The organism is Silvimonas sp. JCM 19000 (genome assembly GCF_054652575.1).
The window spans coordinates 66,364-85,785 of record NZ_BAAIHC010000001.1; the positions used below are offsets into that span (position 1 = coordinate 66,364).

Below are 19,422 nucleotides of genomic sequence, written 5' to 3' on the forward strand. Positions count from 1 at the left end.
AAGGCGCTTCGCTGTTGCCCGGGGCAGTAGGTGGTTGCTGCAATGCGCTTCGCTGTTGCGGGTTTTTGGCGGGGCTTGCATAAAGCGTGCCGGGGGCGATGGGTGGGGGTGTCTTGATTGGGGTGGGTTTGCACTTTCGCGACACGTTTTTGCCTTTCGGCGGGCTGTCGTAAAGGGGTCATCTGGCGCTATCCCGCGCAAAACAAGAACTTAGCGGATGCCCTGGTCTGGCGCATCCGTTTATCGTCTCGGTGCATGGCATATCACAGCGATTCACAGTTGCGCTAGCGGGGCGCTTTACCCTAGTATTTGTGTCCATCAGGCGGGCTGACCACAAGATGTAGTGGTTATGCACAAACCGCCCCCAAGTTATTCACAACCGCTCTGACACCAGTTCAAACCCTTGATTTGCGGGGAAAAGAGCGGCAAATATCCCTGACCAGAAGGAATTTCGCGCAATGTATGCCACGCTGGAAAGCACTGCAGGAAGCCGTATGAACGATACCCTCGACCCCACTGTGACCACCGACTACAGCCGCTTCGCGCAATACAAAACCATCCGCCGCAATGGCGCGGTGGTGCCGTTTGAGCCGTCGAAAATCTCGGTGGCGGTAACGAAGGCGTATATCGCCGTTCATGGCAACCAGGCAGCGGCCAGCGCGGCCGTGCGTGAGCGCGTTGAAGCGCTGACCGAGCAGGTTGTGAGCGCGCTGATGCGGCGCAAGCCGGAAGGCGGCGCCATCCATATCGAAGACATTCAGGACCAGGTTGAACTGGCCCTGATGCGTTCGGGCGAGCACGACATTGCACGCGCCTATGTGCTGTATCGCGAATCGCGTAAAGAAGAGCGCGCTTCGACCAAGCCGGCCGATGCCGCCGAAGCCCCGGGCGCGGCCATCAATGTGGTGTACGAAGACGGCACGCGTCGTCCGCTGGATGTGGCGCGGTTGAAGGCGCTGATTGCGTCTTCTTGCCAGGGTCTGGAAAAAGAAACCAACGCCGCCGCCATTCTGGCCGAAACGCTGAAGAACCTGTACGACGGCGTACCGGCAGAAGAAGTGCGCAAGTCCGCCATTCTGGCAGCGCGTGGTCGCATCGAAAACGATCCGGCCTACAGCTTTGTAACTGCGCGTCTGTTGCTTGATACCGCACGCCGCGAAGTACTGGGTGAAGAAACCAGCCATGAAGACATGGCCACTCGTTATGCCGAAGCCTTCCCCAAGCTGATCAAGAAGGGGATCGAGAACGAACTGCTGGACGAAAAGCTGGCCCAGTTTGATCTGGCCCGTCTGGGCGCAGCGCTGGACCACAGCCGTGACTTCAAGTTTGGCTATCTGGGTCTGCAAACCCTGTACGACCGTTATTTCCTGCATGTGCACGGCACCCGCATCGAACTGCCGCAGGTGTTCTTTATGCGCGTGGCGATGGGTCTGTCGCTGAACGAAGTAGATCGCGAAGCGCGCGCCATCGAGTTCTATAACGTGCTGTCGACCTTCGACTTTATGTCGAGCACGCCGACCCTGTTCAACTCCGGCACGCGTCGTAGCCAGCTGTCCAGCTGCTATCTGACCACCGTGGCCGATGACCTGGAAGGCATTTACGAGGCGCTGAAAGAAAACGCCTTGTTGTCGAAATTTGCCGGTGGTCTGGGCAATGACTGGACGCCGGTGCGCTCGCTGGGTAGCCATATCAAGGGCACCAATGGCAAGTCGCAAGGTGTGGTGCCGTTCCTGAAGGTAGTGAACGATACCGCCGTTGCAGTAAACCAGGGCGGCAAGCGCAAGGGCGCGGTCTGCGCTTACCTGGAAACCTGGCACGCGGACATCGAAGAATTCCTCGAACTGCGCAAGAACACTGGTGATGATCGTCGTCGTACCCACGACATGAACACCGCCAACTGGATTCCCGATCTGTTTATGCAGCGTGTGATGGAAGCTGGCGAATGGACTTTGTTCTCGCCCGCTGAAGCCCCGGATCTGCACGACAAATACGGTAAAGAATTTGCTGAGGCTTACACCGCATACGAAGCCAAGGCTGCTCGTGGCGAAATGCGCGTAGCCAAAAAGCTGCCGGCGCTGACGCTGTGGCGCAAGATGCTGACCATGCTGTTTGAAACCGGCCACCCGTGGATCACGTTTAAAGACCCGTGCAACATCCGCAGCCCGCAACAGCATATCGGCGTGGTCCACAGCTCCAACCTGTGCACCGAAATCACGCTCAACACCAACGATAGCGAAATCGCGGTATGTAACCTCGGTTCGGTGAACCTGGCTAACCATCTTAAGGATGGCAAGCTGGACGCTGAAAAGATCGGCCGCACCGTCAAGACCGCGATGCGCATGCTCGATAACGTGATCGACATCAATTACTACGCCGTACGCAAGGCGCGTAATTCCAACCTCAAGCATCGTCCGGTGGGTATGGGTCTGATGGCGTTCCAGGATTGCCTGCACACGCTGCGCATTCCGTACGCATCCGACGCTGCCGTGCAGTTTGCTGATGAATCGATGGAGTTGATCGCTTACCACGCTTACTGGGCTTCGACCGAGCTGGCGGAAGAGCGCGGCACCTACCCGAGCTACAAGGGCAGCCTGTGGGATCGTGGCATCCTGCCGCAAGATTCCAACCAGTTGCTGGCGGAAGAGCGCGGTGGTTATCTGGAAGTGGATACCAGCGAAAAACTGGACTGGGCGCCGCTGCGCGAACGCATCGCCAAGTACGGCATGCGCAACAGCAACTGCCTGGCGATTGCGCCGACCGCGACCATTTCCAACATCGTGGGCGTGGATGCTTCGATCGAACCGACCTATCAGAACCTGTTTGTTAAATCGAACCTGTCGGGCGAGTTCACGGTTATCAACGAACATCTGGTGCACGACCTGAAAGAACGCGGCCTGTGGGATGAAGTGATGATCTCCGACCTCAAGTACTTTGATGGCTCGGTGGCCCGCATCGATCGCATCCCGCAAGATCTGCGCGAACAGTACGCCACTGCGTTCGAAATGGAACCGAAGTGGCTGGTTGAAGCCGCGTCGCGTCGTCAGAAGTGGCTGGACCAGGCGCAAAGCCTGAACATCTACATGGCTGGCGCCTCGGGCAAAAAGCTGGACGATCTGTACAAGCTGGCATGGTTGCGTGGCCTGAAGACCACCTACTATCTCCGCACCTTGTCGGCTTCCAGCGCTGAGAAATCGACCGGCCGCGGTGGCGAACTGAACTCGGTGCCGGTTGATGGTGGCATCGCCGCCGCCAGCGCCGCTGCTCCGGCCGTGGTGGCCAGCGCCCAGACTCAAGCCTACGAGCCGGTGATGGCTGAACCCGCCACCGACGCCAAATTTTGCTCGATTGACAATCCGGATTGCGAGGCCTGCCAGTAAGCGGCAGCGTTAAGTCATCCAGCAAAAAGCCCGACCGGGTTAAACCGGTCGGGCTTTTTTATGTGTGGAAATCGGTGTCAAACCTGAACCGTCACTGGCTGCGTTTACGCCCACGCACGACCAGCGCTACCGCACCGATACCCATCAGCGCCCAGGTTTCGGGTTCTGGCACCGGCAGAGGATCGGTCGGGCCAGTGGGCGGGTTGGTGTCGTAGGTGTATTCGCTGGCATTCAGGATGGCATTGATATAAACGTAATAGGTGGTGGGCGCATCATTGCCGGCAATAAAGTAGCGAAACGAATTGCTGTCGGACAAAGTTTGCCCGGCAGGCGGGTCCGATAGCAGCGGAATGCTGGGCTCGAACAGATAGCCCGTTGATTCGCTGCTGCCGGCTGCCTGAATGTCAAAGTGCAGGTCTGTATCAACAAATTGATTGCCCGTGGGCCAGGTTTTGGCATCCGAGTAAATAGATTGTTGATAACTGAAGTCCACCCAGCCGCCTGCTGTGCCCACGGTAAATGCCTGGATAAACAGCGAGCCACCGGCCGCAGAGCTTGCATTTCCATATGAGATTGCATCGATATCGGTGTGCACGCCGCTGCTGCTTAACGTTTCTACGCGTGTGCTGGACGAGCCGTCGCCGCCGTAGGCCGCATATTGGCCATTAACGACGTCGCTGGAAGCATCTTGGGCGTTGCCGCCGCCGTAATATGTGGTTGCGCCAGCGGTGACGCCGTTCTCGTAAGTGATATCAAAGCCGATATGGGCCGAGTGCACACTGGCACTCGCCAACGCCGAAGCGCTTAACAAGGCCGCAGAAAACAGGGTGCGAACAAAGTAAGACATAGTACCGTCCTTAAGTTTTATTTAAGTGTACGGTCAATTTAGAACAGATATTGTCTTATGCTCGCGTCAGTAAACGGCTTCCGACGGATGGTTGGGCGGGGGATTCTGCCGGGATTTAAATCTGCTGTTGCACAATCTGCCCATGCGCAAGCTGCAGCACCCGATCGGCAGAAGCGATGGTCTGCGGCCGGTGTGCGATCAACAAAACTGGAACGCCCAACTCGCGCAGCATCTGATTGATCTGCCGCTCCTTATCGGTATCGAGATGGCTGGTGGCCTCGTCCAGCAATAACAAGCGCGGCCGCTTGTACAAGGCACGCGCCAAGAGCAGGCGCTGTTTCTGTCCGCCGGACAAACTGGCGCCGTACTCGGCGACCATGGTTTGGTAACCCATCGGCAAGGCGCTGACTTCGGCATGCAAGCGGGCGCGGGCTGCGCATTGCTGAACCCAGGCCACATCACTGTCGGCGGCAAACAAGGTGATGTTGTCGAGAATGGAGCCGCTGAACAACGCGTCGTCTTGTAATACTGTGCCGATTTGCGCGCGAATGCTGGCATAGCCGTGGCGGCTGTCATGGCCGAGTACGCGGATGCTGCCTTGATCGGGCTGATACAGGCCCAGGATGAGCTTGAGCAGGGTGGTTTTGCCGCCGCCCGAGCTGCCGACCAGGGCGACGATTTCGTTGGCGCGTAATTGCAGGTTAACGTTTTGCAGAATGTCGGGCTCGCCGGGACCGTAGCGAAAGCTGACCGCGCTCACATCGACCAACACGGCATCCGTCGCCAGATGGGCGGAGTCGGGCAGGGCGTCGCCATATTCCAGGGCTGAGACCGGCGTCAGCACAATATCCGCCAGTCGCTCGTTGTAGACGGCCAGCATCTTGAATTCGGCGACTTTGTCGATCAGCGAGTTGATGCTGGCGGTAAACCGTCCTTGAAAAGACATATACGCCACCAGCATGCCCACCGAAAACGCATTGCTCAGCACCGCTTGCGCGCCCCACCAGGTGGTGGCGGCCGCGACCACGCTGGCCAGCAGCGTATCGATGACGTGATAGGCCATCTCTAGCTTGTTCTGATGCAGTTGGGCATTGCGCCGCGCCACATTCAGATTGCGCCACGCCATTTCGCGGCGGGCAATCGCGGCGTTGACACGCAGGCTTAGCATGCCGCGCAAGCTTTCCAGAAAATGGCTGGATTCCTGCGTGCTGGCCTGCCAGGTTGCATCCGCAGCCCGGCGCAAAGGGCCAAAGCAGAGCGCCCGCAACAGCGCATACAGCGCGGCCGCCAGCAGCGCGATGGCCGCCAGTTTCGGGCTGTATAGCAACATCATGGCAAGCGTGCCGAGCGCGAGCAGCACGTCGAGCAGCGCCTGCATGCTGCTGTGGGTGAGGGTGTGCTGTATGGTGTCGACCGCATCGAAGCGGGCACTGATATCGCCGACATGGCGTTTCTCAAACCACGCCAGTGGCAGCCGCAGCAGATGATGCAGGACGTTGGCGGTCCACTGCATATTGAAATTGACGGCCATCGAGAGCGTGGCCCATTCCCGCACCAGCCCGATCAGGGTTTGTGTTGCGGTCAACAAGGCCATGCCGATCAGAATCAATACCAGCAGATTTTGATCATGCGCGACCAACACTTCATCAATCACGATCTGATTGAGAAATGGCGCCAGCAGTGCCAGCGCTTCCAGTACCAGGGCAAACACAAAGATGCGCGCCAGCGCGGCTTTAAGGCCCGCAGTGCGGCCGATCAATTCGCGCAGGCGAATACGCCGTCGCTGGTCCTGCGCCACAAAGGTTTGCGTGGGCGTCAGTTCGAGCGCAATGCCGGTGAAGTGCTTGCTGACCTCGGCCAGCGACAGCTTGACGCAGCCGCGCGCGGGGTCGTGGATCTCCACGCGTTGGCCGCGCACCTGCTTCAGCACCACAAAATGGTTGAGATCCCAATACAGCACGCATGGCGTGGCGAGTTGCGGCAGATCGTCGATCTCCAGCCGTAGTGGTCGGGCCGCCAGATTCAATTGCGCCGCGCAATCGACCAGACGGGCGAAGGTCATGCCGCGTTGGGTGACGCCAAAGCGCGTGCGCAAGCTGGACAAGTCAACCCGGTAGCCGTGCCAGCTCGCGACCATGGCAAGGCAGGCCACGCCGCATTCGGCTGCCTCGGTCTGGCGGATCACAGGCAGTTGCCGCCGCCAGCTCCAGTTCAGTGCCACGCTTTCCGCTTCGCTCATAATTTGCCGCGCAAGCTCCACAGCGGCTCCAGCGCCCATTCATACAGGCGGCGCGTATCGAGCGCGACATCACCAGCCACCGCCATGCCGGCAGTCAATGGTTCCTCGCGGCCATAGGCGGTGACGCCAGGTTTTTCCAGCGCGATCACCACACGGTAGTGCGCCTCCTGGCTTTGCCAGGAAAACGGGGCGCGTAAAACGACGTCGGCAGGGGTGAGCGCTACCCGCGATATCGACCGCACTTTGCCGTATTGCACGCCAAATTTTTCATGCGGATACGCCGCAAAGCGCAGCCCGACGCGGGCGCCGATCTTGATAAAGCCGACGGATTTGCTTGGTGCATACAGTTCCACCTGCATCTGCGCGCCAGCCGGGACCACGATGGCCAATGCCTCGCCTGCCGCAGCCATCTGCCCCGGCCGCGCCATGACGGCAGCCAGTGTGCCGGCAATCGGCGCGGTAACCGTGCTATGGGCGCGACTGGCGAGTTCGGTTTGCTGCTGGCCGATACTTTGCAACTGGCGCGCCAGTTCGGTTTGCTGCACCAGGCCATCTTGCTGCAGACGGGTTTGCTCAGTGCGTACGCTGCTGATTTCCTGTTCCAGCCGTTGCCGCAATTGCGCGGTTTCTTCCACCCGCGCATCGGCGCCGGCCAGGTCGATCTGCTTTTGCCGCCAATCCTGTGCCGAGATAAATCCTTTTTCAGCTAATTCGGCATAGGGCGCTTGCGACGCGCGCAATAATTCGGCCTGCCGTCCGGCTAGTCCATGCGCAGTAACGGCGCTATCGAATTGAGTCTTGAGACTGACCAGGCGCAGCGCGGCACCCGTTAATTGCGCATTTACCGATGCCGCTTGCTGCTGTTGCTGAGCGCGCAACATCTCTTGCTGTCGCGCCAACGATAAACGCAATTCCGCCAACGCCCCCACGCGATTGCCGTCGTATTTCTCCCCGCTTAATTGATAGAGCGGGGCGCCTTTAGCGAGCGTCTGGCCCTCAGCCGCAAATAGCTGCTCGATGCGGCCTTCGGTTTGCGCCGTGATTTTGATGACGCCAGCCGAGGGCATGACCAATCCATCCAGTCTGGCTTTGCGGGTATAAGTGCCCAGGGTGATAAAAGCGATCAAGGCGGCGAGCAGCGTGATGCTGGCCCACGCCAGGGCAATGATGGGCAGACTGGCGGGGATCAAAATGACGCCGTCCAATCGGGCGCGCTGAGCGTCGAGATAACCTTGGCGATAGAGAGGTGTTTCGGGCGCGGACATAGCGTTCCCATCTGGATTACGCGGGACTTGAAAATGGCTGCGTGCACTAATCGTTAAAGCAAAGGCCCACGGTAACGGCGATCCCGTTTAATAAGGCGTGCAGCGCTACCGTCATCCAGAACGCCTGGCTTTTAGATTCGGGGCGCCATGCGATATAGGTGTAACTCAACACCGCGCCGGTGCCGGACGCTTCAATCATGAAATAGAGTCCATACTGAAAATGGATGGCTCCGAAAATGGCCGCAGAGATTAGAAGGATGAAAGAGATATTTAAATATCTTTTTAACGCCTCATAGATTAATTGCTGAGTGAGTAGGGTCTCGATGACCGGCGCAAAAATAACAATATCGAAGAGCTCGGACTTGAGTTCTTCATCTGATAGCGTGGTCATATTACCCCGCCCTATCTCCGCTGGAATGCCTATAAGATCGGCAAAAATTGCGAATATAAATCTGAGAATCAGGGCGGCTATGATGCATTTGATCAAGAAAATAGATTTTGATCGTCCGCGCCATGAATAGAGCTTGTCCCAGATTGAATTTTGTATAAGTTTAGCGCTGTAAAGTGCTTTCATTTCTAATCAGAAAATGCCAAAACAACAAGGTAAAGGGGCGGTAGCGCCCCCTCATTTCAGCTATTTGCTTTGCCCGTGGATATGGACTTGAATCCGCCCGCTGTTCTGGCCATAGCCGCCATAACCCGAGCCGAGCGTCGCCTTCGGCAGGCCGTTATGCGGGGTATGATTTTTGTACCCTGAGGCTATCCATTTGCCAATTTGATATGCCGTGATTCCGCGACTGCTATTATCCAGCAGGCGAACTCCCCCTCGTACGAGTCCTATTGCTACTCTGGCTACATTTCCTCCGCCGCCAATTTGCAATACTTCCACATGAGTCAATTCACGCATGGTGATTCTCCTGAAATGCAGCGGATTCGCGCTGCCCGATCTAATTGCTCATTAAGAGCCTAGCGGCATCCACGCGACCGTCGTTGCTGAAACGCCATACACAAGTCGAGGAGTCGCCCGGGTAAGATCATTGCCGCTGCTTTTCTGAACCGCGCAAGAGCCGGGTCGATAGCAATTATTAAAAAACATGGACTCCCCGCTTAAGCCCGTTTTATCAATTCAACGACTACCATTAACCCCGCCAGCACCGGTCACATCACTGCCATAGCCACCATGCCCCGGGCCAGCCCCTGTGCCGCGATTAGTCCCGTAGTAGGCCGGTGGCCCGCAGTAATCGGTGCTTTGTGCCGCAGGTGGTTCCGGCCGCCAGCGGTCATAGGCTCCCTGTGCCAAAAACCACAATCCGATAAACGCAAGACCGGCACGGGCAAACGCGTTGAGAGCTGCGCAAGCTTTTGTGCTGAGTGCAGTTGATGCCTCCACGGCAGGGGTGGTGTTTTCATTCATCTATGCTGCTGCCTCTGAAATGCTTCTTGTCGTGGGCGAATAGCAAACACTTTGGGTTGGTTTTTAATGTTTCGAAGCGCGTTGGTGCAGCCGATTTGAATTTGCCGCCAAATGATGTGCTGGACCTTTCTGCGCCCTGGCTTTATTGATTGTGGAGCGGGCGACACGACGGGCCTGTTTGGTCACGCCCATTAGTGGGTCCAGCCACGCCTGGGCGCCGCCACCGCCTATTTGTTGAATTTCGTCACGACTCAATTCGCGCATAATTCCTCCTCTCGGTGGTGCTGCGCCATTCGCCATTAAACGCAGCCGTGCTCATCTATATTTGATGCCAGCTTTATTGCCGGAATCCACTCCATTACGTCGCCATGCATATAGGACACACTGCCCCTGGATGAAGCGTATATGTCTCGATAAACAAGGTAATGGTCGAAGCGCAATTCTTTTACGCCGCACAGGGCAAAGGCTTTAGCTTCCAGCGTCGCTATATTGCTGTCGAGAATTGCTTTAAAGGACTGGAATGCTTGCTCCCGGCGAAAAATCTGATCGTAGATTTTCTTGCCGGCCGAAGGCTGCGAGGCAAAGCCAATATCTGACATGCTATAGATCGTGACTTTGGCCAATTGATCAATGAGTGCGGAGTCGAATTTCTGTTTATTCGCTTCGCCCACTTGTTGTTCGGGTTGCGGGTAGAAATAATCGAGCGCGCGAAAAAAATTCTGGACCACCATATAGCACATCACGGTCGCGATAATGTAATTACCCAAAGTGCGCATAACATCGCGCCAACCCGGTGGTTTCTCGCTGCTGTGGGAAGGTAGGCTTGCATTAGGCATGGACGGTTTTTTCCGAGGCGGGCCGATCGTCGTGAACGATAAAGTCTTTTCGGAGCAATCGCATCGATTGCTTCGGCAAAAAATTTACACCTACTTTTGCGGTACTTGGTTTTTTAATTTGCGGGAATATTTGGACGAATCTGTTATTGAACTGCGCCAATTTCCGCAAGCAGCGGTATTGGATTTCGATTGCAGAAATGCGCAATTATATTAATTAGAAATCGAGAAAATTCTCATCCGAAACGAGGCCCCTCTGGTAAAGGCAGCGCAGTCAGCCGCGCAGCAAAATGTTCCAGCTGCTAAGTATCGGCAAAGCTGCTGCATCAATAATGCAGACCAGCGCACGCTGTCGGTGACACGATGCCGGATCGCAGTGGCCGCGCATTACACCAGGGAGCCTTGCATGAAACTCTTCCCCGCCTGGGTCTGGTTTGCCTTGGGCTCAGCCTTCTTTGCCGCTTTGACGGCCTTGTTCGGCAAGTTGGGCGTAACTGGCGTCAACTCGAACTTCGCCACCTTTATTCGCACCATCGTGATTCTGATCGTCACCGCCGGCATTCTGTCCTTACGCGCCGAGTGGCAAAAGCCGGGGGCCATTCCGGCCTATAGCTGGGTGTTTCTGCTGTTGTCGGGCGTAGCCACCGGTTTGTCGTGGCTGTGTTATTACCGCGCCTTGCAGATCGGCCCGATGAGCAAGGTGGCGCCCATCGACAAATTGAGCGTGGCGATCGCGATCTTGTTGGGCGTGCTTGTTGTGGGGGAGAAGTTGACGTGGCCGGTGGCGGTGGGCGGCGGGCTGATTGTGGCCGGGTCTATCGTGATTATCGTGTTCTGATTGCGTGTGCGACGGAATCAGCGCACAGACTGGCGCGGCGCGATACCCCCTTGGGCAAACGAAACAATAGTTCAACGCGCCTCTCGGCTTGCGCCATTGCTCCGATGACGCCTGCTAATCACACAACCCATCCGGCTAGCCGCGATTTACGGATGTCGCGGCCAGGCGTGATGAAAGCGAGCAGCGCGGCGGGCCGACAGGGCGTGCTGGCGCGGGCTATATATGCCTGGCGCTTGCAGGAAATGCGGATTGCTCGCTTTCCTGTACTTGCAGTGCGCTGGAATATGTCAAAAGCACCCATGGTTAATGATGACTGTGGCGAAATCGCTGGCGCGCATTTGCAGCATCACATCGCCTTGCATTACGGAAATTTTATCGCCAGATTGTTTTAGTTTTGCCAGATATTGACCGAACTGAGGGGCGTGCAATGCCTGCATGCCGCACAATGCAAATGCTTTTGCCTCAGGCGTGGCGTTTTTATCTTGCATGACAGCGCTGAAAACGGCGAGGGCGTTTTTGTTTTTCATGATTCTGTCGTAGATGATTTTTCCTGGTAGTTCATGCGCAATAAAGCCCGACAACGACATGCCATATAGCGTTACGCCAGAGAGGGCAGCCGCAATCTTGTCCGGGTCGTCACGCTGCGGGATTGCATATGTGTATGTAGAAATCACCATAATTACAAGAATTAGCTTTCTCATATTTTCATGGCGCAGCGGCCATTTGCGTTCGCAAAAGGCCCGCCTTCTGCGCATTAGCACGCCCGTCCGTTAATTCCACCGGCGCCTGTCACGTTCCCGCCATATCCGCCAAAACCCGGTCCCGCACCATTAAGTAAACTGCGACCACTGCCACCGTTATAGCCCGGCGATTTGCCGGGCCTGCGCGCATAACGGCAATCTTCGATATAGGCACTGGAGCGCATGCGTTGCCAGGCAATGCCACCCCCGCCCATTTTTGTGATTTCTTCTTTGCTTAATTCCCGCATGGTGGTTCTCCTGAAATGCAGCGGATTCGCGCTGCCCGATTTGCACAGATCAGCTATCAATCTGCTGCTAAAAAGCCGATAGTCAGGGCAAGGCCGTTTCTGATCGCGTGCAGCGCCCAGGTTATGCACAAGCTTTTGAATACCGAGGCATCTCGCCAGGTGGCATAGCTATATGCCCACACCATTCCAGCCGCCGTTGCACTTATCGCTGATTGCATTCCTGTTGCAAGGTGGGCCATGCCAAACAGCAAAGCCGATAGCACGCAGTATTGAAATTTGCGCAGGAATTTTTTACTCAATTCGTAGCAGGCTAATTGAAAAACAATGGTTTCCACCAAAGGCGCCCACAGCAAAATATAGAATGCGTCATCGATAATTTCTTTCTTCGACATGTCGAGAGCGTTATTGCCCACATCTAATGTGCCGCTTATCAAAAATGGCGTCAGGGCCAAAATCTGCAGCAAAAATCCTATGAGTGTCCATTGAATAAGGAATGCCGATATTTTTTCATTTCGCGGTTGCAGATAACACCATGCCCTTACCAACGCCAGCTTCATTCTGTTTATCTTTGATAGAGAGCGTTTTGTCATGGTGATAACAGGTTCAGTTTGGTTCAGTATTTAACAGCGCCTTCTTCTGGTAGCGGGTCGAATGTGGCTTCAGCCCCGATCGCAATTTGTGGGCAATCGCATTGCCGTGTCTTAAAAAAATCTACACCAGTTGGAGATGAGTATGATTCCTTATTTGCTGGAATAATTGCCGCATTTCAGGTGTTGCAGGTTTTTAATTGGGGATATTCGGGTTGGAGATTACGATCATCGAAATTGGTCTTATCTGATAAAGATGCCCGCGCCTTGCAGATATGCCCTGCGGAATAAAAAAACGCCGACCAAGCCTGTAAACAGATCGGTCGGCGTAAATGTTTCCTTGGGCGCAGGAAAACGTTGGCTCACGGGCAGGCCACGGCCCGCGTGGGGGCGATTACCAGCGATCCAGCCCCAATAATTTGCGGCCCAGCGGATTCAGCTGCGCCACGGCGGAATGGTGTTTCTCCCATTCTCGCGGATCGCCCGGAAAGGCATCGCCCAGCGGATGCGTTTGCGCAGCCCAGGTATGAATGCGCGCCTGGCGTAGCGGCTCGTTATCGTAATCCGCGGGGAACATCGAAATGTACTGGGCCATGCGCACGCGATTCTCAGAACGGTTCGGGCGCACGCCATGTGCCAGCAAGCTATTAAAAATCAGTAAGTCGCCGGGTTCCATTTCTGTATTGACCAGCTCATGGCCGGTGATGTCGGGTGCAAACGGGTTCGAGCCCGGCGGCTGCTTGCTCCACCAGTCTTCAATTTCGGCAAAAATGCTGGGCAGGCATTGAAAGCCGCCGGTCTCTGCGTCCTGTTTTTTCAGCGACAGCACGCCTTGCACGGCCACCGGCAGGGGGCGCTGCGACACATCTACGTCAAAGTGCACAAAGCCATTGATCTTGCCCGCGGCGCGCGCGCCTTTGTTGGGCGGATTGAGGTTGGCGCGGTCGACCGCCACCCATAGATCTTCGCGATCCCAGATATCGACAAAGGCGTCGTAAACGCGCGGATGCTGGCGCGTGGCCCACATGGACGGGTGGTTGTACACCTCGACCATGCCGGTATTGTTCAGCTCTTTCATTTTGTGATCACGCAGCTGCGGCTTGTACCAGGTGCTGTCATCGTTCGGGTCCATTTCCTGGAATTGCCACAGCATCTCGACCACGGCATCGACCTGGTCTTGCGGCACTGCCTGGCGCACGATCACATAGCCTTTGCTGATCCAGTGCTGCCAATCGGCTGCGCTTAACACGCGCAGTGGGCGGGTCTTTTTGATGTCTTTCAACTGGGTGGTGGCGCCGCGGGCGCCAGGGTGGCTGCCATGGCCGTCCGCGTCGGTGGCGGGCGCGATGGCCGGTGCGTAGATATTCATTATGTGTGTCTCCAACGCCTTGTTGTGGAAGCACTATTCTGCGGATGGCGCTGACTTGCGGCACGTACAGGTAGGCGCTGGCACTGATACTATTCGGGCGTTTGTAGTGATATCGCATCAACAACGGGGCCGCCATGCGTGCATTTTTTGAAGCCATCATTCCCGACCCCGGTGCGTCGTGGGCGTTTCTGGACCGGCGTCTGGACGACGGCATCCCGTTCGAATGGCATCACCATCCGGAATACGAATTAACGTTGACGCTCAACAGCCGTGGCTATCGTTATATTGGCGATGACGTGGAACCTTACGACGATGGCGATCTGGTGTTGGTGGGGCCGGGTATGCCGCACAGCTGGTTATCGCGTGAGGCCATTGATGGCAGTCAGCCGCATGTGGCTTTAGTGGTGTGGTTTACGCGAGAGTGGATCAGTAATCTAACGCGCTCATTGCCGGAATTGCAGCCGGTGCAAGGCATCCTGGCGCGTGCCGCGCAGGGGCTCAGCTTCGGTGAAGCCACCCGAATGGCGGTGGCGCAGGCAATGATCAAGATGCGCGGCGCGACACCCGCAGCGCGATTGTTATTGCTGCTGGAAGTCTTGCACGCGCTGTCGCTGGACCATGCTGCCACGCCGCTCTCGAATATCGCGCGCGATGATCCCGCCCAGTTGTCGGCCGAGCCGCGCATTGCGCGCGTGTTGCAGCATCTGCACACACATTTTGCCGAGCCGATCAGCGCCACGGCGATGGCGCAACTGGCCTGTGTCAGCACGTCGGGTTTGCATCGTATGTTCAAGCGTCATACCCGCACGACGCTGGTGGATTACGTCACCCGCTTGCGCATCGGCCGCGCCTGTTCGTTATTGATTTCCAGCGCGCGGCCGATTGCGCTTGTAGCCAATGCGGTGGGCTATAGCAACTTGTCTTTATTCAATCGCCAATTTGCGCGCGTCAAAGGCGAGGCGCCCAGCGCCTTCCGGAAGCGGCATCAGGCCGTGTTGGCGGGACAGTGATCGGGCAGGGCAATAACGGGCGTCACTGCCGGGTTGCGCGCGGGTCAGGACCAGATTCGATCCAGTTGCGGCGCGTAAAAATGCAGCGCCTTGCAATATTGCATGACTTCCGCGTCGGCGCTGGTATCGGCCAGCGTGTGCAGCAACAGCTGTATCGCCTGCGCATGCCGTCCCAGGTTGTGCAGCGTCATCGCGTAAAACGCGCGCAGTGCCGCGTTGTCGGGAAATTCGACTAGCGCATTCTCAAAGACGGTGGCCGATTCGGCATAGCGCCCCAGTGTGCGCAAGGTGCTGCCCAGACCGATGAATGCGCCGTGCCGGTCGGGCGCAGTCAAGGTGCCGGCCAGCGCGCGTTGGTAGTACGGCACCGCTTGGCTTTCCAGTCCCAGAACATCAAAGCTCCACGCGCATTGGTACTGCACGGTAGCGTGATCGGGGTATTGCGCCGCCAGTTCGACCAGCGCCTGATTCGCGGCCGCAGTTGCACCGCTTTCGCGTAATGCGACGGCGGCCGCAAGTTGGTGCGGCAATTCGAGAGAGGCCATAAGTCGGACTCGCGCAATAGTGAAGGGCGATCAGTGTAGAAGCGCGGGGCGGCGCGGCAAAGCGGATTGTTCCGCTACCGTGTGCTCCTCAAAACTGGCCGAGCCACAATCGCGCGCCCACCGCCAGCAGTAGCGCGGGTGGCATCACCACCACGCCCACTTTAAAGAACTGCCAGAAGCTGACGCTCATGCCTTCTCGCCTTAACGCGCCTAGCCACAAAATGGTCGCCAGCGAACCGGTGACTGAAAGATTGGGCCCCAGGTCGACTGCAATCAGCACTGCATCCACCACGGCGGACAGGCTGTGCGCTTGCGTCAAGCTAGAACTGGCTATCAATCCTGCCGGTAAGTTATTGATTGCATTGCTGCCCAAGCCTACGGCGGCGGCGGCGAAGGCGGCGGCGCGTGGGGCGTTGGTCTGGGTTTGTGTGACTAGCCAGGAGGCAAGGGCCTGAATAACGCCGGTATGGTCGAGCACCTGCACCAGCACAAACAAACCGGCCACCAAGGGCAAAACGCTCCACGAAATATCACGCAATATCGGCCATGGCGCGCTGCGTTGTTGCGTGCACACAAACACTAAAGTCAGCAAGCCAAGGATGGCTGTGGGTAGGCCCAATCGCATATCCAGCGCCGACACTGCCAGCAACACCAGTGCAGTGACCACGATGCTGGCCAGTGCCACCCGGCCGTGGCTGCTCAGTGGTGGAATCTGCGGCGCCTGATTGCAGCGTCCGCCCAGTTGCCGCCGCTGCGTTAACCACAGCAAGGCAAATGTCGCCACGATGGCGAGCAAGGACGGCAGCGCAAAGCTGCGCAACCACGCCCCCAGCGGCGGCATATGGTTGCCGTATAAAACCAGGTTGGCGGGATTGGAAATCGGCAACACAAAGCTGGCGGCGTTGGCCACCAAAGCGCAGATCAACAGCAACGGCAAGGCGGGCGCGTTGGCTTTGCGCGCCACGGCAAATACGGCCGGTGTCATCACCACCGCCGTGGCATCGTTGGAAAGCAAAGCGGTGACGCCCACGCCCAGCACATACACCAGCACAAACAGGCGCGTCGTGGAGCCGCGCGCGTGGTTGACGGCATAGGCGGCAATCCAGTCAAACAGACCTTCGCGCCGGGCGATTTCTGATAACAGCATCATGCCGATCAGAAACAAGTACACATCGGTGCCTTCGCCAATGGCATGCAGGGCCGCGGGAATGGGCAGCAAGCCCAGCAGCACAATCAGCGCCGCACCGCCGCAAGCCCATACGGCTTCGGGCCAGCGCAGCGGGCGCAGGATGACGCCGGCAGTGGCAATCAGGCAGATCAGCCAGGCCAGATGAGATGCGGTCACAGCAAGGTCTCGATGTTGTTGTTATGTGCAGCGGCGGCCCGGGCAGATCGGCGCGCGCGTTACGGAAATTGCGTCAGCGTCGCCAGTGGTTTGGCCGTGTTGGCGCTATCGCCGCTGCTGTTAACGATGTGGCTGATCTCGCCCTTGGTGTTCTGGCATTGCGTGCTCAAGTGTTTGAACGTCACGCCCGAATTGTTGGGCGTTTTGAATGCCATGGCCTGTTTGATGGGCGTGTCGGCCGCGAATGCGCAATATACGCTGCCGCCCCACAGCTCGTGCGTCAGCACGCTACTGGCCACCGTGTAATCCGCGTACCCATTTTGCTCACCGTCTTGCCATGATGCCTGGTCCGGCATGTCGGTGGGACTTTCGCCGCGATAACCGTACACATGGCCGCGCGCGCCATTCCACTGGACGGGATATTGCTGGTAGTTGGCGACGTTCAGCCCATACAGGCTGACGTCGGCGCCGTTAACGATCACGCCATTGGCGGCGGTGTTGCTGGTCCAGCCGGTGATATTGGCGGCGGTGCCGTGGTCGGCGCGCCAGAGCCAGACGTTGTCACCGATGACGTTGCCGCTGTTGATGGTCAGGCTGGTGGTGGCGGCTGCATTGGCCGTGCCACCCACGCGAAAATACACATCATGCAAAGAGGTGGGGTCGGCCGAGTGGCCCAGACTGGTGCTGCCCAGTTTCAGCAACACGGGCGAATTGCCCGGCCCGGCATCAAACAACAAGCCAGCGATCTTGACGCCATCCACATCATCGACATCCATCGCATCCAGCCCGGTATCCGGTACCAGCGTGGCCAGGCCGAGGCCAAGGATGACGGTATCGGCTTTGCTCACATGCAGCGTCTGGTTCAGGTGGTACACGCCCGGCGTAAACAGCAGATGCAGCCCTTGCGCCAGCGCGCCATTCAGTTGCGCGGCCGTCACGCCAGGCAGGGCGACAAAGAAATTGGCAATGGGGATGGCGGTGCCTTGCGGCGTGCCCGAGGCCCAACTGGTGCCGCTGCTGTTGCTGCTCAGTGGCGGCACAAACACGCTGTAATTGCCGCTGGTATCGATGGTCAGAAATGGTTTTTCCCGCATGACCGGGGTGCGCGTCACGCTGGTGTACAACGCGGCAGGCCACACCGGCGTGGTCGGCGGCGACACATTGCCGACAAACACCACATTGCCGCTCATATTCGGCCACGCGCCCCACAAGGAATTGCGGCTCAACCATTGCTGGCCCGGTCCGGCAATCATCTGGTTGTCGATGCGGCTGTCACTGATGTAGCCGCTGCCGCTGTTGGCGCAATTGTTGCCGCATAAATCCAGGCCGCCTTTAACGTGGATGCGACGCCACGGCGCTCCCGGCGCGGCCACCCAGCGCGCGATGCCGGCGGTGGGGGCGACGGCCATGTTTTCCACCGCGCGCCAGTTGCCACGGGCCGGGTCCAGCCCACTGGCGGCATCGGCTTTGAGCTGGACGCTACCGTTGACGGTGACCTCATCCGGGGTCATGCCAAGGCCATGCACCGTGGTGTAATAACCCACATTGACGTTCAGCGCGTACGTGCCGGGTTTGAACAGGATGGCATAGCGCTGGGTGCCGAATTCATTGGTTTTTTGCTGGGCGTACAGCGCGTCGAGTTGGGTTTGCAGCGTGGCGGTGTTGGCGCTGGGGTCGATCACCGTCACATTGGGGCCGAGGTCGACCACCGTGGTGGTGCCATCGCCGCCGCCGCTATTGATGCTGGCCGGGCTGGACGCGGTGGCGCCGTTGTTGACGTTGCTGTTGTTGCTGCCATCGGCGCTGGTGGGGGCCGAGGCAGTGCCGCCCGCATTGCCGGCAGCACCGCCACCGCCTCCGCCGCCGGATACCGGCGGCGTATAAGTGGGCGCCGGGCGTACATAGGTTGAGACTTGCGTGTAAGTGGCGGCGGGCGCGGCGGCTACGCTGACCGGCGCGGGCGTGGTGGCCGCGTCTGGCGTGCCATAAACCAGTTGCTGCGCCGGGGTGGCGCGCGGTGATCCGGCCACGCCAAAGGTAAACGAATACTGCACCGTAGCGCCGCTGGGCACGCCCGCAATCTGCCAGGTATTGGTTTTGCCGTCGCGGCGCATCCGCACTTTATGCGGCGCACTGGCGTTGATGCGGTAATCCAGCTCGGCCCACGGCGTGCCATTGGCGTAGAAGGCCACGGCGCCATTGGCCAGTTGTTGCGCGCCACTGTCGATATGGGCAAGGCTGGCGGGGTCGGCAAGCAGGGCCGGCGTGGTTACGATCAAATTCTGGCGTGGCGTGCGGCGGGTGGTGACCTTGTTGTTGGCGTCTGTCCGCGTCACGCTAAAACTGTATTGAATGCGCGCACCGTCTTTGAGATCAGTGAGCAGCAGGCTCTGGCGCGCGCCATCGGCATTCAGTTTGCGGGTCTGGCTGGGGCCGTTATTGATGCGCCAGGTCAGGCTGGCGACGGCGGAGGCGTCGGCGACCACAAAGCGCAATTGCCCGGCGGCGCCGGGTTCGATGGCCGTGGCTAGCGGCGCCGCAGGGATGGGTTTTTTGCTGGTGGGGGCGGCGGGGGCTGCCGACAACAAACCTGCCGTGGCGCTCAAGCCGGTAAACGTCAGCAGCAGCAAGCCGCGGCGCGTGCTCGTAATCCAGTCAGTGGATGGCAGCTTCAAACCCCAGTTCATCAATCGCGATCCCGGCTCGCCCACACGGGCGCCCCGTAGGTTAGGCCGCCGCCCACTGCTTTTGCAAGCCGGGCGGCG

Annotated in this window: 16 protein-coding genes; 3 read left to right on the top strand and 13 right to left on the bottom strand. The window is 58.2% G+C overall.

Annotated elements, in window-relative coordinates:
* Nucleotides 1-494 precede the first annotated feature (494 nt).
* Nucleotides 495-3,377 carry a ribonucleoside-diphosphate reductase subunit alpha gene (locus ACYQ1A_RS00340; RefSeq protein WP_499359235.1) on the top strand — a complete coding sequence of 961 codons (2,883 nt, stop codon included), beginning with the start codon at nucleotides 495-497 and terminating at the stop codon, nucleotides 3,375-3,377.
* 91 nt (nucleotides 3,378-3,468) lie between these two features.
* Here ACYQ1A_RS00340 and ACYQ1A_RS00345 read toward each other — a convergent pair whose 3' ends face one another.
* The 6 genes from ACYQ1A_RS00345 to ACYQ1A_RS00370 all read right to left on the bottom strand — a co-directional run bounded on the left by ACYQ1A_RS00345 (nucleotide 3,469) and on the right by ACYQ1A_RS00370 (nucleotide 9,978).
* The gene (locus ACYQ1A_RS00345; RefSeq protein ID WP_062220983.1) at nucleotides 3,469-4,224 is read right to left on the bottom strand and encodes a PEP-CTERM sorting domain-containing protein; all 756 of its coding nucleotides are present in this window, start codon (nucleotides 4,222-4,224) and stop codon (nucleotides 3,469-3,471) included.
* A 115-nt stretch (nucleotides 4,225-4,339) separates the two neighbouring features.
* Nucleotides 4,340-6,463, bottom strand: a complete 2,124-nt coding sequence (locus tag ACYQ1A_RS00350; protein ID WP_499359237.1) for a peptidase domain-containing ABC transporter — start codon at nucleotides 6,461-6,463, stop codon at nucleotides 4,340-4,342.
* Nucleotides 6,460-7,728, bottom strand: a complete 1,269-nt coding sequence (locus ACYQ1A_RS00355; RefSeq protein WP_499359239.1) for an HlyD family secretion protein — start codon at nucleotides 7,726-7,728, stop codon at nucleotides 6,460-6,462. The genes ACYQ1A_RS00350 and ACYQ1A_RS00355 overlap by 4 nt, the downstream gene beginning before the upstream one ends.
* A gap of 46 nt (nucleotides 7,729-7,774) precedes the next feature.
* Nucleotides 7,775-8,302, bottom strand: a complete 528-nt coding sequence (locus tag ACYQ1A_RS00360) for a CPBP family intramembrane glutamic endopeptidase (RefSeq protein WP_499359241.1) — start codon at nucleotides 8,300-8,302, stop codon at nucleotides 7,775-7,777.
* Between the two features lie 60 nt (nucleotides 8,303-8,362).
* Nucleotides 8,363-8,635: a hypothetical protein gene (locus tag ACYQ1A_RS00365; RefSeq protein ID WP_499359242.1), complete on the bottom strand. Its 273-nt coding sequence runs from the start codon at nucleotides 8,633-8,635 to the stop codon at nucleotides 8,363-8,365.
* A gap of 806 nt (nucleotides 8,636-9,441) precedes the next feature.
* Complete coding sequence (locus tag ACYQ1A_RS00370) at nucleotides 9,442-9,978, bottom strand: hypothetical protein (protein WP_499359244.1); 537 nt, start codon at nucleotides 9,976-9,978, stop codon at nucleotides 9,442-9,444.
* 403 nt (nucleotides 9,979-10,381) lie between these two features.
* Between ACYQ1A_RS00370 and ACYQ1A_RS00375 the strand changes: the two genes are divergently transcribed.
* Nucleotides 10,382-10,813, top strand: coding sequence for an EamA family transporter (locus ACYQ1A_RS00375; protein WP_062220998.1), 432 nt, complete (start codon nucleotides 10,382-10,384; stop codon nucleotides 10,811-10,813).
* A gap of 287 nt (nucleotides 10,814-11,100) precedes the next feature.
* Here the strand turns inward: ACYQ1A_RS00375 and ACYQ1A_RS00380 are convergent, their stop codons facing one another.
* The 4 genes from ACYQ1A_RS00380 to ACYQ1A_RS00395 all read right to left on the bottom strand — a co-directional run bounded on the left by ACYQ1A_RS00380 (nucleotide 11,101) and on the right by ACYQ1A_RS00395 (nucleotide 13,757).
* Nucleotides 11,101-11,514: a hypothetical protein gene (locus ACYQ1A_RS00380; RefSeq protein ID WP_499359246.1), complete on the bottom strand. Its 414-nt coding sequence runs from the start codon at nucleotides 11,512-11,514 to the stop codon at nucleotides 11,101-11,103.
* 53 nt (nucleotides 11,515-11,567) lie between these two features.
* A complete protein-coding gene (locus ACYQ1A_RS00385; RefSeq protein ID WP_499359248.1) occupies nucleotides 11,568-11,801 on the bottom strand; it encodes a hypothetical protein in 234 nt (77 codons plus the stop codon).
* Between the two features lie 56 nt (nucleotides 11,802-11,857).
* Nucleotides 11,858-12,358 (bottom strand): CPBP family intramembrane glutamic endopeptidase, encoded by a 501-nt coding sequence (locus ACYQ1A_RS00390; protein WP_499359250.1) that lies wholly within the window; start codon nucleotides 12,356-12,358, stop codon nucleotides 11,858-11,860.
* 424 nt (nucleotides 12,359-12,782) lie between these two features.
* Nucleotides 12,783-13,757, bottom strand: coding sequence for a phytanoyl-CoA dioxygenase family protein (locus ACYQ1A_RS00395; protein ID WP_499359252.1), 975 nt, complete (start codon nucleotides 13,755-13,757; stop codon nucleotides 12,783-12,785).
* 134 nt (nucleotides 13,758-13,891) lie between these two features.
* Here ACYQ1A_RS00395 and ACYQ1A_RS00400 point away from each other — a divergent pair, with 134 nt between their 5' ends.
* Nucleotides 13,892-14,767, top strand: a complete 876-nt coding sequence (locus ACYQ1A_RS00400) for a helix-turn-helix domain-containing protein (protein ID WP_499359254.1) — start codon at nucleotides 13,892-13,894, stop codon at nucleotides 14,765-14,767.
* 44 nt (nucleotides 14,768-14,811) lie between these two features.
* Here the strand turns inward: ACYQ1A_RS00400 and ACYQ1A_RS00405 are convergent, their stop codons facing one another.
* The 3 genes from ACYQ1A_RS00405 to ACYQ1A_RS00415 form a co-directional block, all read right to left on the bottom strand.
* Nucleotides 14,812-15,312, bottom strand: coding sequence for a tetratricopeptide repeat protein (locus ACYQ1A_RS00405; protein ID WP_499359255.1), 501 nt, complete (start codon nucleotides 15,310-15,312; stop codon nucleotides 14,812-14,814).
* 88 nt (nucleotides 15,313-15,400) lie between these two features.
* Nucleotides 15,401-16,657: an arsenic transporter gene (locus ACYQ1A_RS00410; RefSeq protein WP_062221007.1), complete on the bottom strand. Its 1,257-nt coding sequence runs from the start codon at nucleotides 16,655-16,657 to the stop codon at nucleotides 15,401-15,403.
* A 59-nt stretch (nucleotides 16,658-16,716) separates the two neighbouring features.
* Nucleotides 16,717-19,344, bottom strand: a complete 2,628-nt coding sequence (locus tag ACYQ1A_RS00415; protein WP_499359257.1) for a pectate lyase-like domain-containing protein — start codon at nucleotides 19,342-19,344, stop codon at nucleotides 16,717-16,719.
* Nucleotides 19,345-19,422 lie beyond the last annotated feature (78 nt).